We start from the raw sequence: 14,768 nt of genomic DNA on the forward strand, positions 1-14,768 counted from the left end.
GACAAGAATGCACAACTTTATTACAAAAGCGCATTGGAGTTATTACTACCTACCGAATTGATTAATACGATTGAAGGGTTCGCAGTAAGGCTGGGTAAAAGACAGTATTATTTTCGAGGTGGTGACACGCCATTTAATGATTATTGCAGTGCAAATATTGCTTTAAATAAGTATTGCATGAATAAGGTGCTAGAGAAGGACGGAATTCCAGTCCCTAAAGCAATTGTCTTGCATGTCAAAGAGTTTGAGCAAGGTGAACTTGAGGCAAGCATAGTTGATTTGAAGTTTCCCTTAGTGGCAAAGCCAACAAAAAACGGTTACCGTGGCCGTGACGTTCTATGCAATATTCAAACCCTCGGGCAATTAAAACACTATTTAGAAAAAACGTTCCCGTATTATGAATACCTCACCATTGAAGAGTTTCATGCTAAATTAAAGTCTTACCGCATTCTTGTTTTTAACAAACAGGTCATTGGTGTTATCCGTCGGTACCCCGCGCATGTGGTTGGGGATGGCAAACACACGATAGAAGAATTGGTGGGACTTACCAACGTGTGGAGGGCGAAGTTGAATGATGCCTTAGGCAACATTGTTATTGATGATGAATGCCGTATTAAATTAAATGAATTAAACCTCAGTGTGGATTATATCCCTCAGCAAGATGAGCGGATTTTCTTGGCTTACACTTGTAATGCAACGAGAGGTGGTACTTTTAAATCGCTAGGCACCCAAATTTGTAAAGAAAACAGCCGATTGATGATTCGCGCTGCAGCGAGATTGAATTTAAATATAGTCGGTATTGATGTGGAATGCGAAGATATTAATGTACCAATTGAGCAGTCGAGAGGAGTTATTATCGAAATGAATGTTAATCCGAGTGTTAAAATTCATGAAATCCCGATGAGTGGAATTCCTACTCGAGTCACTAAAAAGATCATGCGTAGCCTTATATACCGTCATCCTTTTTCCTACCTTCATGTGCTATATACTAATAAAGGAGCTCATTTTTATACAAGAAGTCTTCTTTTAATAATCCTTTTGGGCCTTATCTATGGGATATTTACTTACTTTTCGTAAGCATAGATTTAAAGCGAAGTTGGCAGTATGACAATGGATAAAATTAATGTTTTAGATGTTTCATTAAGAGATGGTGGGCATCGAACTAATTTTCATTTTAACGATAATGACTTAGAAACCATTTTGCAATTGCTCGATAACTCAGGACTTGAATACATTGAAATCGGTTATCGTAACGGCTCTTTACATCCTATTGAAAATTTAGGCAGGGCAGGTCTTTGTGAAAAAGATTATCTTCTCTTTTGTCGTTCATTAATAAAAAAAGCGAAGATTGCGGTTATGGCCCATCCTGAAAATGTCAAAAAGTCGGATCTTAAAGAATTAAAGGCGTGTGGGGTTTCCTTATTGCGCATTTGCATTGCTAAGGGGCAGGTGGAGCCAGCTTATCCGGTGCTCGCTTGGGCGAAAGAGTTAGATTTAGAAACTTCGGCTAATTTAATTCATATGTCTTATTATCAGGAAGATGAATTAGACAAGGCTGTTGAAGCCATTGCCTATCATAATCCGGATATGATTTATTTTGCTGATTCAAACGGCAGCATGCTGCCTTCCCGAATCCAAACGATTTATAAAAAATACACCAGGCAATATCCTATTCCTTTTGGATTTCATGCCCATGATAATTTAGGGTTAGCACAGGCTAATGCCTTAGCTGCGTTAAGCAATGGAGTTCAATACATTGATGTGTCCCTTGCGGGTATGGGTAAGGGAATAGGTAACCTTAAAACCGAATTTTTTACCGCTTATTTGCATGCAATAGATATAAAAAAATACAAATTACCTGAGATTTTAGCGGCCGCTAATTATGTTCGCAGCGCGCTAGGAATTGGCCAAGAAGATATTGAGATGGACGAATTTATTCGAGGAATTTCTGATTTCTCAACAGCCGATCTTAAAATCCATAAAGAACGTATCTTGGGTAGATAATCTCGCGTTATAATCGATAGCCGAAAGGCTCAACATGAAATGAAATGAAAAAAAGAATACTAACCATTGCGCCAGTGATGCCTTGTGAATCTGATATTAAAGAGATTGCCAAGACGTTATCATTCCTTAACGAAACCTATCAGATTGACTTTATTGATCCACTGATTATTGCTGAAGAACTTCCTAATGAAGCGTATTATCACCTTTGGCAAAACGAATTAGAGAAGCGTTGCTTAAATTATGATGCGTTTTTGGGGTTTTCTTTCGGTGGCGTTATTTTACAACAATGCTTTACTCTCTTTGAGCGCATTAGAAAGCCGCTTGTCTTATTTTCCACTCCCACTTTTGCTGATGACAAATTACGGGAAAAATTAGGTAAAGTGATTCAATTGTGCAAAGAAAATCGCGTGGAGGAAGCACTGCAAACGCTTTATGAAGATGTGTTTTATCCTAATAAAGCACCACTGATTGATTATCAAAAATACGATTTAGAAATCGCATCCAAACGGTTGATTTTTGGGTTGCAGCGGGCGTTAGATACTGACTCTCGTGATAAGCTTCGCGATGCAACCGTTGATCATTTGCATTTGATTGGTGAATTTTCACAGTTGGTGAACAAAGGTAATGTGGTAGCTCCTGAAGTGGGCCGTTTAGTCATTGTTCCTGAAGCGAGCATGCGAGTACTGCAAGATAATCCAGTCTATTGTAAAAATCGAATTCTAGAACAATTAAATCGTGGGGTTAGTCCTTGATAAAGATAGCGGTTTTGCCAGGCGATGGGATTGGTGCTGAAGTGACAATGGCGGCAATACCTGTTTTAAATGCCCTCAATATCCCCGTGGAATTAAGTTTTGGAGATATTGGTTGGACGTTTTGGCAAAAAGAAGGCAACCCCATACCTGAAAGAACGTGGGAACTCATTAAGCAAGCGGATGCCACTTTATTGGGCGCAACGACGAGCAAGCCTGAAAGAGAAGCGGTAGCGGAGTTAGCGGGCGAATTAAAACAGACGAAGTTGCAGTATGTCTCTCCTATTATTCAGTTGAGGCAGCAATTAGATTTATTTGCCAATGTTAGGCCCTGTTTTAACATCAAGGAGGAGGGGCCCGATTTTAACTTTTGTGTGATCAGGGAAAACACCGAAGGACTTTATTCAGGGTTTGATTATTATCCTCCTCCCCCAGAGATTCAAAGTCTGTTGGGTAAAAAGTCAGCTTGGCGAGAGATCCCAAAAAATGAGATCAGCTGCAGTTTACGCTTGCAGACTAAGAAAGGGTTGATGCGCATTTTTAGGTTCGCTTTTAACTATGCAACATGTCAGCATATGAGTCGTGTTACCTTAGCCGATAAGCCAAATGTACTGAGGCAAAGCGGTGCTTTTGCACGCGAAATTTTTGAATCAGTGGCAAGTGATTACCCACAGATTAAGGCGGATATTTTAAATGTTGACGCAGTAGGATTATGGTTAGTGAGACGCCCTGAGGAGTTTGGTGTTATTGTCGCAGAGAATATGTTTGGGGATATTTTGTCAGATGTTGGTGCGGGAATCATGGGGGGACTTGGGTTTGCTCCGAGTGCTAATCTAGGCCAACAAAGCGGTTATTTTGAACCCGTTCATGGTAGTGCACCGCGAATAAAAGCACGCTCCGCTAATCCAAGTGCTATGTTTTTAACCATTGGTCTTTTGCTGAACCATTTGGGTTACGCAAAACAAGCCGACAAGATAAAACGAGCAGTCACTCAAGTGATAAAAGAGTGCCGTTTTGTGAGCTATGATCTCGGTGGGAACAGCACGACGGAAGAAATGGCAAAGGCAATAATCGATTATTGCACTCATGGGGTTGCCAATGAAAAGTAGACAGTTTGTATAATTTGAATGATGAATAAAAATGAACCAATATCAACGATTACTAGGCTTAAGTACGACGGAAATATCTGACGCCTTGGATGCTTGTGGAGTGGAAGGCGCCTTATTTCATATCAAGCCGCTTATTGCAGGTACCAAACTAATTGGCCCTGCTTACACCATTCAATATTCCCTGTATGAAAAAAAGCCCGATACCTTTAAAGGGGCTGCTGACTACATTGATGCGGTACCTGCAAACTCAGTTATTGTCATTGATAATAAAGGGCGAAGTGATTGCACAACATGGGGAGATATTTTAACCCAAGTGGCTATTCATAAGAAAATAGCCGGCACAGTAGTGAATGGCGCAGTGCGAGATGTCGCGTGTATCCGTGCAGCGAAATACCCCGTATATTGTGCTGCGGTTTATATGCGTTCGGGCAAAAATCGTGTTTATAAATCAGGAGAACAATGCCCTTTACTTATAAATGACGTCACAATTAATCCCGGAGACCTTATCTTTGGTGATGATGATGGGGTGTTAGTTATTCCGCAGCACCTAATCAATGAGGTATTAGACAAGGCAGAAAATATACAATCGACTGAAAACAAAATTATCACGGCAGTAAAGACCGGCCTAAGTTTAGAGCAAGCCCGTAAGGATTTCCGCTATGACCAGCCCTGGCTTAACAACAAAAAATAACGTGAAAGCTTTACACGATTATCAATTCATTGATATTCATTATCATGCTTCTCCTGATCTTTATCTGCGGCGTTTCAATGCATTAGAAGCAGGAAATCATTACCAAGCATTAGATGGAGCAGTTGTACTTAAAAGCCACTTAGGGGCTACTGCTGTGCAAGCGACACTGGCTCAAAGACAAGGGTTACCTGTTTTTCCTTCTGTCGTTCTAAATGCGATTGCAGGAGGGATCAGTTACCGAGTGATTATGCAGGCGCTTGCTGAATATCAGCCGCAAATCCCATCGAAACTCATTGTTGATTTTCCTACTATTACCGGCCGTAAATATCGCTCTAAATTGACCCGACAAGTATGTCATGAACATTTCGCTGAGCACACTTTTGTCGGCGAAACCCTGTTTGACAATACATATAAACTCAAGAAAGAAGTCATAGACATTTTGAAAATGGCTGCTGATTTCCCAATTGTCTTATCCACTGGCCACGCTGCAAAAGAAGAAATCGATTGTTTAATTGATGCTTGCATAACCTATCATGTATCGGCTTTATTGCTCAATCAGCCCGCGAATCCTTTAACCAATCTACCAGCGATGGAACTAAAGGAAATAGCAAAACAGGATTTTGTATGGATTGAGCAAACGGCGCTCACCTATTTGCTTGGTCATCAAACGAGAGACGACTTCACAGAAGTATTATGCTGTTTACCTCGGGTAATTTATAGTTCTGATTTAGGACAAACCAATCAAATGGATATTAAAACCTGGTTGGATTATTCAACGGCTTTATTTGATGAAATGAATTTGTCACCGGAACGCAAAGAGGCGCTTTGGCGAAGGAATGCATTAATGCTCCTAAGTGGCTAAGCCAAGGAGCCTCCCAAATAAGGCGACAAAATGAAAGCTGATTAATTATTAATCAGCTTTATTGTGTATTTATTTATACTCTAGAAAAAAATCTTCGTCCATTACCTGTATTTCGGATTGGCGCGCTAGTGACCGAGGAGTTTCTTGCGAATCTGAAGAAAAAAATTGAGGAGTATAAGAAGAAGGTTTTATTTTCATCGAAACAAAACCGTCTACCATTTCACGTTTTTCGGGATCAGGGTAGAGACGTACAATTAGAGAGTCCTCTCTTTCACGTTCTTCAGGATCAAGGTAGAGACTAACTATTAGAGAGTCCTTTCTAGTTAATCTGGCTGGAACAGCTGAAAAAAGCCGCCAAAAACCGCCACGTTCTTGCTTCTCACAAGCCTTGCTATCATGAGCATCACGAGCAACTATCACCTCGTCCTCGGTTTTGGTAGCAAAGCTATTCGTGCTAGATTTTTCTGAGGAAGCTAATACCTCGTAAGAATCATTCTCATTATTTGGTTCACTATCTCCTGTGGAAACTAATACCTCTTCAGGATCAATCTCTTCATCCGATTCACTATCTCCTAAACGATGAAATTTATCTATATTTTTTGGGTGATACTCTTCTACTCGCTGTTTTAATTTCTTATAGGAGGTGATGTAGGTTATTAAAGAAAGTGCACCAAGCATCATCAAATAGCCACTTTGAACTCCTAAGTTGCCATAAAAAAAACCATCGGATACCTCGCCATCTGAGGCACTATCCCAATCATTTAAAAAAGAAAAGGCGGCGGTAGCTAGAGAAGTATTCGCAGCAAAAAATTCAAGCAAGAAAATTAAGCTCATTGTCCAAAACAAATGATTTTTTCTCAGTATCCCGGCAGCACCACCGAACAGGGAACAACCCAAAATAACCATGATTGGAATATAAGAATCCTCTGATACCACATCTTGTAATATCAATTCCCTCAAGAGAAATGTCGGACACATTCCACCCCAACTTGCGTAGGCTAAAGTGGCAATGGCTCTATTATTTACTATCCGTGCAAAATCAGAATATCGAAAACAGCGGAGCAACGCTGCAGGTATCACACTGGCACTTGGTGCAATAATTTTTGCAAAAATATTCGTTGTATCTTGAGGTTTTATGGGGCCCGCCATGAGAATTAACGTTGTCCATGTAAAACCAAAGTCTTGTAAAAAACCAAGGAGCCCATGGTTAATTATTTTGGACACTTTTCCAAGAAATTTGAATTTATTGTTTTCAGGAAAACGATTTTGGCAATACTTAAGTATTTCTTCACTAAGCCCCATTGCCCCACCAAAACCGACGGGAGCTAAAAGCCAAAGGCCAGAGGGAACGATTCCTAAAAGTGGTAATAAGCTTACAGGGATATATACTTGCATCATCCCAATTAGAACAGCATTCGCTGTAGGAACGAGGTATAAAACATTCACGACCCCTTTACTTATCTTAATAGCGATGGGAATAGGTTCTTCCTCTTGAGATTTTTTATTCAACAAGAGCTGTATTTCCCCTTGCTTCTCATTTTCCTCTCCATTAAGCACAATAATCTCAGAATCGTCTTCTTGAGGTTGTTGGTATTTTTTTGTTTTCATGCAATCCCATTTTTTGTTTTATAGTGAATTAGCCTGCTACGATTTGCATTGCTATTCTTTTGCCTAAACTGAGGGTGCGATTGTTCTTAGTCGACGTCCCCGTGGCTTGACTGCGGGGATCAGGAATCTTTACGATCACTGGATCTCGCGGTAAAGCCGCTGGGTATCAAGAACTTGAGAAACTTAAAAGCCGCAAATCACACCCGCGAACTGACATTTTTTTGTTTTTAAATTCTTATGACCACAGTTTTGATGGTCGATAAGGTTTCAAAAACAAATCATTCAATTCAACGAGGAAACGCAAACATTGTTTATTGCTTTGCTTAGGGTATTTAGAAGCCACCCGAATTCCAGGGTATGCTGTCGAAAAACAGCACCACATGTTTATAATTGCCTGTTTCTATATGAGTGTCATTGATGGATTTAAGATGATAACTGACACTGTTGCGAGAAAAACTAGGTTTGGAAATGGTAGCGATGAGTTCTTGAGTATTACTTCCTTTAGTAGGAATCATTGTTATTGCTGCATTGGGAGGGTTTTTGGAAAAATCAACTTTGCTATTGCTATCCCACAGAGAGAAAAATTCTTTCAGACGGGACACACCGGCTTTGCGCACGGGTCTTTCGCTAAAATAATTAATATATTCAGATGGATAGTCGAGAGTTAAAAGATAATCACTTTGCCCCATTTTCTGTAGAGTGCCTTGCGAAGCAGTTTGAAAGAAAAGATAATTAGCCTCAGCGGAAAAACTCTGAGTGGTTAATCCAAATAAAACAGGGATGATGAATTTTTTTAACATGTTATTGTCCTTTCAATGTTTTAATTAAAAACTTTGCCATTGTCCTTATTTACTTCTATGCGAGAGGTTGCTGCTATGTAAAAGCAGTATAAACCATTTTTTGATGTGATTACTAGTAACTGCATGTATATATTGATAATTTTTTAAGGTGGGGAATTATTTATACGCGTAAAATCTTTGGCCGGGCATTTGATTATGGAGGGTCAAATCAGCCCCCCAGAAACCAGATATTTGTTGATTCGTTAAAGTCGGAAAACAACGACTATGACTGTTTATTCATTTTATTCGACCGCTAATCAGTTCGATTATTTTCCTTTATAGCGCAGATGTTCATACGGTTTTAGAGAGTTGTTTGCTTAACAAATCTTTAATAACCCATTCTGCACCGTAATGATTTAAATGATCGCCATTAAAATAATAGGGCAGCTTATCATCACGAGCTAAGCATTTCTGATTGTTGCAGAGTAAAGTGCGGGGGTCGTAAACTTTAATTTGTGGAAATCCAGCCAAGAGTTCATCAATGATTTTATCATAATCAGCAACTCGCTTGCTGTAATCTGCAACATCAATCCAACATTCCTTTCTCGTTTCCGAAGCAAATTGGAAAGGTCTTATTTTAAAACACGATTTAATATTAAAATTCAGATCCGGAATGTCTTTTAAAAAAATGATTTCTTTATTTGTTTTAAGGGCGTGTGTGAGGAAATACTTCCCATTTTCTTTAAAGCTTCGAGCTCCTTCTTTATCAAGGGCTTTTGCATGACGCCAGCGTTCGCCTATTTCACCAAAACCGCCGGACATTAAGTAGGCCCAGTAGCCGGATAAATAGATTTTTTTAATAGTGGAATTTGTTTTAAGAAAAGAAAGAACAGCATCGAATTTCTTTTTGCATTCCCCTTGCAAGAAATAATTGCTCGAAAAGGGTAAACAAGAGGTTTGTACAATCATTAAAACGGATTCTTGGGGGAATTGTGTCCACACCGCATTGTAGTAATGCGCTGTGTGCGAATCGCCCAAAAACAAGACGGTTGGTGCTGATTCTTTGGATAACCGGCAACCCCCATCAAAGTCTAACTCTTTCAACTCTGGTATTAAATGAGCGCAAAAATAATCCCTACCACTTGGGTAGGGGTGATCCATTAAATTAACCAATGCATTTAAATCGTTTAAGTGAGTAAATCGAGATTTGAATCCCTGGTGCATGTAGATGTAAGAGCCTACGCAACCCATAAAAGACATTAAGATAAGCAATAAAACAGCTTTAAATTGATTTGAACGATTGCCAAAGCGAATGGGTTTTTCAATGAATAGGTAAGTAAGCCAGGCTAAAACGATTGAAATAATAACGGCGGCGATACGGATTTTTTTATTAGGCTTTTCGTCTTCAATGATGCGTGCAAACGCCAACAAAGGCCAGTGCCATAAATACAAAGGAAAGCTAATTAAGCCAAGCCAGATGAGAATACGATTAGAGAGAATGACACGATTTATCCAAGCTTGTGTGCCTGCTAAAATGATTAATACGGCACCCACAGTAGGCAGTAATGCCCTGATGCCAGGAAAACCGACTTTAGTGAATTGATAGATGCCATATTCAATGAACAAGAATCCCAGTACTGAGATACTATGATTGATCACCGATGTGTTTATATTCCATTTTTTAAAGGGGGTTTTGCTTATCCAAAGGGTTAGTTTTTGACTCAATTTCGCAAAAGCGGCTTGTTTATAGAGGATTAACCACGCCAGTAAGCTCCCACTTAATAATTCCCAAAAACGAGTTTGTGGGGAATAGAAAACCGCCGTTGCGTTAGAATGAATGTTTTTTAGGTTAAGAATAAATGAGCTTAAAGCGATTATCATGATAATTGCGGGTAAATTGATGCGATTTTTCCATGTGACCCATAATAGCAAGGGCCAAATAATGTAGAATTGTTCTTCTATGCCTAGGCTCCATAAATGTAACAAAGGCTTAGTCTCTGCTGCAGCATCAAAATAACCGGATTCATTCCAAAGTAAGAAATTAGAAATAAAACCAGCTCCACCAGCGATATGTTTTCCAAGCTGTGTGTATTCATCAGGAAGTAATACAAACCAACCCAATGCTACGCAAAAGCTCAGTATAAGTAATAGTGCTGGAAAGATTCGTTTAATTCGCTTTCGATAGAAGTCGATAAAACTAAAGGTTTCTCGCTCTAAACTTTCAAACAAGATGGTAGAAATGAGAAATCCCGAAATAACAAAAAAGACATCGACGCCGATGAAACCCCCTTTAAACAGTTTGGGAAAAGCATGAAAACCAATAACGGATAAAACCGCTATGGCGCGCAAACCATCAATGTCTGCCCGATATTTAGGATAACTTAGTGCTCTAGGATTCGCTTTCATGAAAGATTTCTTTTAAGAATAACTCAGTACTTTTCCAGGAGCGATGATCAGCGGTAGGATTATAATGTAAACCCATTTCATCATCGTTCGCTGTCGGATCAGTAAATGAATGCGCTGTGAGTCCGTACAAATGAATTTGCCAATCCGCTTTTCTTTGAGTCATTTCATTGGCAAATTGAATGACTTCTTGGGGTGGTACAAGCGGATCATCGTAACCATGCAAGACTAAGATTTTGGCTGAAATAGGCATAAAAATCGTGTCTTCGGGTGCGTAAAGAGTCCCATGAAAACTGATAACTCCTTTCACATCGACTCCGGCGCGGGCAAGATCTAAAACACATAATCCCCCGAAGCAATATCCCATGGCAGCAATCTTTTGGGGATCAACTTGGGGCAATTGGGCAACAGTATTAAAAGCGGTCACTATCCGAGCGGCTAGACGCGCTCTATCTTCTCTCAGAGGGGTCATTAGCGCTCTTTTTTCCACTTTGTCTTTCCCAAGTTTTGCTTGGCCATACATGTCCACCGCAAAGCCTACCAAACCGCTATTGGCTAATTGCTTCGCTTTTTCACAGACGGCCTGACCTCGTCCACCCCAATCGTGAGCGATAAGGACGCAAGGCCTTGGGTGAGTGGTGTCGTTATCATAAGCCAGAAAGCCATGGCAGATGGTTTCTTCATCTTTATATTTGATTTCACTGGTCACAATCATCTTTTTTCACCGGTAAATTTTGTCCCCCACTTTATAGAAAAGTTGATAAAGGAACAAGCAGCAGAAGTTTAACAATGCTAAGCTGTAATTAGGAAACAATACGAAGAAGAAGGAGAAAGTTCGATGGATTACGAACGACGCGTCGATAAAAATGGAAATCCCTATTTTGAAGTGAGTTCGAGCGATTACAAGCTTATCTTAAATCCTTTGCTTAATAAGGGGACAGGTTTTTCCGATCAGGAACGAGAAGATTTTAAATTATTTGGTCTTTTACCCCCTGAAGAAAGCACCATCATTGAGCAGCGGGATCGATCTTACAAAGCATTTAAAAGCAAAGAGACTGACCTGGAGAAGTACATTTATTTACGTGATCTTCAAGACTCGAATGAAACCCTCTATTATAATTTGCTCTGTGCGCATATTACGGAAATGATGCCCATTGTTTATACCCCTACCGTGGGCGATGCGTGTTTACAATTTAGTCATATTTATCGCCGACCACGCGGTATTTTTGTTGCCTATCCTTATCGTGATCGAATCGAACAAATATTAGCAAACCCCCGCTTCGATTGTGTGAAAGCTATCGTGGTGTCGGATGGCGAGCGGATTTTAGGATTAGGTGATCAAGGCGCAGGGGGTATGGGAATTCCAATTGGTAAGCTTGCGCTCTATTGTGCCTGCTCAGGAATTCATCCTTCGGGAACGTTACCTGTTTTATTAGATACTGGAACAAACAATTCTGAATTAATTAAAGACCCTTTATACCTGGGTTGGCGGCATGAGCGCGTACGCGATCAAGAATACGATGATTTTGTGGAGGCTTTTGTCGTCGCTTTAAAGAAACGCTTTCCACACATCCTTTTGCAATGGGAAGACTTCGCCTTGCAAAATGCAACGCGATTATTGGAAAAATATCGTGACCAACTCTGTACGTTTAATGACGATGTTCAAGGAACTGCCGCAATTGCTACGGGGACTTTATTTGCTGCTGTTCAAGTCACTGGTGTGCGGTTAACAGAACAACGTATAGTTATTTTAGGTGCTGGTACGGCAGGTTGTGGTATTGCTGAACTTATTGTGCATGCCATGATGGAAGAAGGTCTTTCCGAACAAGAAGCAAGAGATCATATCTTTATGGTGGATCGTTATGGCCTTTTGGTGGAAGGGATGAAAAATTTACTGCCGTTTCAACAAAAGCTTTTAAAATCCAAAGCCATTGTTGCTAATTGGCGTCTGGAAAACAGTGATACCATTAGTTTGAAAGACGTCATCAAAAATTTACATCCCAATGCCTTACTTGGGGTGTCAGGCCAGCCTGGCTTATTCACTGAGGATTTAATCCGAGAGATGGCAGCTCATGTGAAACAGCCGATTATCATGCCGTTATCCAATCCGATAACTCGCAGTGAAGCGAAGCCAAGTGATCTCATGATTTGGACAGATAATCGTGCCGTCATTGGAACAGGAAGTCCTTTTGGTAATATTGTAAAAAATGGCCATTTGTTTCGTGTGGATCAAACCAATAATGTTTATATTTTCCCGGGCATGGGATTAGGTTTAATTGCTGGAAAAGTAAAAAAAGTGACGGATAAAATGTTTATGGCAGCTGCCAAAGCACTGGCCGATTGCTCGCCAGCAAAGCATGATCCGAATGCAAATCTTTTACCTCCACTCACTCAAGTCAGAGAGATTTCATTCAAGGTAGCTACTGCAGTGGTGAAGGAAGCGGTTAAGTCTAATTTAGCTGATAATTTTACTGATCAAGAAATTGAAGAATGCATTCAACGTCATGTATGGAAGCCAGAATACGTGCCTTATAAGCCCAAAACGTAGCTTCCTTTATTCTCAGCTCGTGGCTTGTCCGAAGCGATAATTCGATGTCCCCCGGACAAGCCGCGGGACATAGTGGAGGGGGAACAAGCATCTTGGTTGGGTCCCGCGGCGATGCCGCGAGGCAACTTACCTGTCATTGCTGTGTGCCCGTTGCAGTCGAAGCAGCAGAAGAGCCGGCTGCAGTGAAAGTAGGACTTGGTTGAGTAGCGCGAGCATTCTGAATCAGCAGCATCGTGTTAGTTAATAAAAGGCGCTCTTGCTGCTGCCGGGTTAAATAGAGTTGATAATTAATTTCGGCAAGTAAAATGGCCATTTCTTTTTGCACGGTCGCAGCGGACGCATTGTTAATTTGAGAGACCCATTGCGTATTTGGGCTGGAGTCGGTGTTATAAAGACGCCAAGTCGCCATAGTGAATTCATTCAAGGCTTGGCTGGTTATTTGCCCTGATTGGCCTGAAGTATTGCCACTCAAATTTTGCGGTAATCGTTTGGACAAAATGTAATAGAGATTGGCGACTCCAACAGAACTTTGAGCCGCATAGATTCTGATGCTGTTTAGGTAACTCGCTAAAGTGGCCTGGGCTTGGGCTTGTTGCACGGGTTTGCTCGTATCCTGTGCTTGCATAACCAAGGCATCGTAATCATTACGATTAGGCATCGGCATGGGGGAGACTGCGCCAGTAGCAAAGCGAATGAAATTGGCCGCTTGCTGCTCTGGACTTGTCGCAACGAGACCTTGCTGTTGCTGTTGGCTACCTCCAATGAGCGGTGAAGCGCCCGCTGAAACAGGAGTACCTGTTCCCCCGCTGGCTTGTGATGAATAAAGCATAGGCGTAATTAAACTATTGACGTTCAACTCCGCCAAAAGCGGCTGTACTTGATTGTAAGTAAAATATTTCTGGGAGGTAGGGAGGGTACCTACAGTGTTCGATAGTACTTTATTCGTATCCATCATTCCAGAAGGATAAGTGCAAGAGATCACTTGTGTTTGATCGTTATTTAAGCAATAACTGAAATCAGGTGTGGACAAAATATTTAAAACTGCCTGACTGACGGGATCTGCTTGATAAGGAGGTTGATCCATCAACGGCGAAACCGAAACACTATCTTGAGACACAGTTGAATAAGGTGACGGTTGTGAAAACGTGTAATTGGCAAAAGCGTTCAGCGACGAAGCATTAGGAATGTTAGATGATGCAGTGGTTGAAACTATTGGTGACGAATTGGACACGGCAGAATTGATTAATAAGGCACCTAAATAACTATTAATGGTGTAGTTGGTGAAAAGCTGGGGTTGTGTACCGTTATTAATTAAAGTTTGGCTAATGGCTATGGGTTGTTGATTGCCGCTTGAATCGGTTGCGGAAGGAGGGCCTTGAAGATTATATCCTAAATAGGCTCCTAAATTAAGGAGATAGTTAGTCAAATCATTTAAACTATCGTTTGTGCTATTACTGGAAGCAAAAGCTGACGACGATGTGGCAAGCAAAAAAACACCGGGCAATACTATACGACTTAATGGTTTCATTATTCATCCCCTTCAAGAGCGCGAGCTACAAGTTTTAATCGATATTCAGAAAAAACGCGGGCTAACAAACGTAATCGTTCAAAGACGATATTTCGTTTTAGAAAAAAGCCGGCAGGATCATGGCTTCCGGTACTTGTTTCTTCCGCGTGAATTAAGATTCGAGAAGCACTGCCCGGATGCACGGTGTCAATTGCTTGAAGTAGGCGTAGACCCCTACCTGATTTAATATTACCCACCAAACGGATAAAACTATCTTCTTGACCCAATGCACCCATGTCAATTTTTTCGATGTCGTCTAATTCTTTACCCAGTTGAGCAATTGCGGCTTCTAATTCAGGCTCCCCGTCAAGAGTCCAGTCTTCGACACTTTCCATAAACGTAATGACGCGATAGATCATCGGGTCTACATACTCGTGCCAGTAATTTGCGGAGGCTTCGTGGCTTAAGTCGGGCATTTTTTACTCTTTTTTTACTGTGCTATTCATTG

General features: G+C 40.8%; 11 protein-coding genes and 1 pseudogene. 6 read left to right on the forward strand and 6 right to left on the reverse strand.

Annotation, left to right across the window (positions count from 1 at the left end):
* Positions 1 to 33: 33 nt before the first annotated feature.
* The 5 genes and pseudogenes from B5D33_RS02015 to B5D33_RS02035 all read left to right on the forward strand — a co-directional run bounded on the left by B5D33_RS02015 (position 34) and on the right by B5D33_RS02035 (position 5,415).
* Complete coding sequence (locus B5D33_RS02015; protein WP_234802434.1) at positions 34 to 1,077, forward strand: UDP-N-acetylmuramyl peptide synthase; 1,044 nt, start codon at positions 34 to 36, stop codon at positions 1,075 to 1,077.
* A gap of 33 nt (positions 1,078 to 1,110) precedes the next feature.
* Positions 1,111 to 2,004, forward strand: a complete 894-nt coding sequence (locus B5D33_RS02020; RefSeq protein ID WP_058452673.1) for a beta/alpha barrel domain-containing protein — start codon at positions 1,111 to 1,113, stop codon at positions 2,002 to 2,004.
* A gap of 44 nt (positions 2,005 to 2,048) precedes the next feature.
* Positions 2,049 to 2,756: a hypothetical protein gene (locus B5D33_RS02025; RefSeq protein WP_058452674.1), complete on the forward strand. Its 708-nt coding sequence runs from the start codon at positions 2,049 to 2,051 to the stop codon at positions 2,754 to 2,756.
* A pseudogene (locus B5D33_RS17025) lies at positions 2,753 to 4,553 on the forward strand (isocitrate/isopropylmalate family dehydrogenase). Before B5D33_RS02025 ends, B5D33_RS17025 begins: the two are co-directional and overlap by 4 nt.
* Complete coding sequence (locus B5D33_RS02035; RefSeq protein ID WP_058452675.1) at positions 4,522 to 5,415, forward strand: DUF6282 family protein; 894 nt, start codon at positions 4,522 to 4,524, stop codon at positions 5,413 to 5,415. The pseudogene B5D33_RS17025 and the gene B5D33_RS02035 overlap by 32 nt, the downstream one beginning before the upstream one ends.
* Before the next feature lie 69 nt (positions 5,416 to 5,484).
* On the opposite strand, the gene B5D33_RS02040 is transcribed toward B5D33_RS02035, so the two are convergent.
* From B5D33_RS02040 to B5D33_RS02055, 4 genes are all read right to left on the reverse strand, one after another.
* On the reverse strand, positions 5,485 to 7,023 hold the full coding sequence (locus tag B5D33_RS02040) for a hypothetical protein (protein WP_058452676.1): 1,539 nt from the start codon (positions 7,021 to 7,023) through the stop codon (positions 5,485 to 5,487).
* A gap of 332 nt (positions 7,024 to 7,355) precedes the next feature.
* A complete protein-coding gene (locus tag B5D33_RS02045) occupies positions 7,356 to 7,823 on the reverse strand; it encodes a hypothetical protein (RefSeq protein WP_058452677.1) in 468 nt (155 codons plus the stop codon).
* Between the two features lie 330 nt (positions 7,824 to 8,153).
* Entirely contained in the window at positions 8,154 to 10,208 is a 2,055-nt protein-coding gene (locus B5D33_RS02050; RefSeq protein WP_058452678.1) for an acyltransferase family protein, read from the reverse strand.
* Positions 10,192 to 10,920, reverse strand: coding sequence for a dienelactone hydrolase family protein (locus tag B5D33_RS02055; protein ID WP_058452679.1), 729 nt, complete (start codon positions 10,918 to 10,920; stop codon positions 10,192 to 10,194). The genes B5D33_RS02050 and B5D33_RS02055 overlap by 17 nt, the downstream gene beginning before the upstream one ends.
* Positions 10,921 to 11,043: 123 nt before the next feature.
* Here B5D33_RS02055 and B5D33_RS02060 point away from each other — a divergent pair, with 123 nt between their 5' ends.
* Positions 11,044 to 12,753, forward strand: coding sequence for an NAD-dependent malic enzyme (locus B5D33_RS02060; protein WP_058452680.1), 1,710 nt, complete (start codon positions 11,044 to 11,046; stop codon positions 12,751 to 12,753).
* A 133-nt stretch (positions 12,754 to 12,886) separates the two neighbouring features.
* Here B5D33_RS02060 and icmX read toward each other — a convergent pair whose 3' ends face one another.
* The gene (icmX, locus tag B5D33_RS02065; RefSeq protein ID WP_058452681.1) at positions 12,887 to 14,281 is read right to left on the reverse strand and encodes a type IVB secretion system protein IcmX; all 1,395 of its coding nucleotides are present in this window, start codon (positions 14,279 to 14,281) and stop codon (positions 12,887 to 12,889) included.
* On the reverse strand, positions 14,281 to 14,736 hold the full coding sequence (gene icmW, locus B5D33_RS02070) for a type IVB secretion system protein IcmW (RefSeq protein ID WP_058452682.1): 456 nt from the start codon (positions 14,734 to 14,736) through the stop codon (positions 14,281 to 14,283). Before icmW ends, icmX begins: the two co-directional genes overlap by 1 nt.
* Positions 14,737 to 14,768 lie beyond the last annotated feature (32 nt).

The organism is Legionella maceachernii (assembly GCF_900167045.1).
In the GTDB taxonomy this organism is placed as follows: Bacteria; Pseudomonadota; Gammaproteobacteria; order Legionellales; family Legionellaceae; genus Tatlockia; species Tatlockia maceachernii.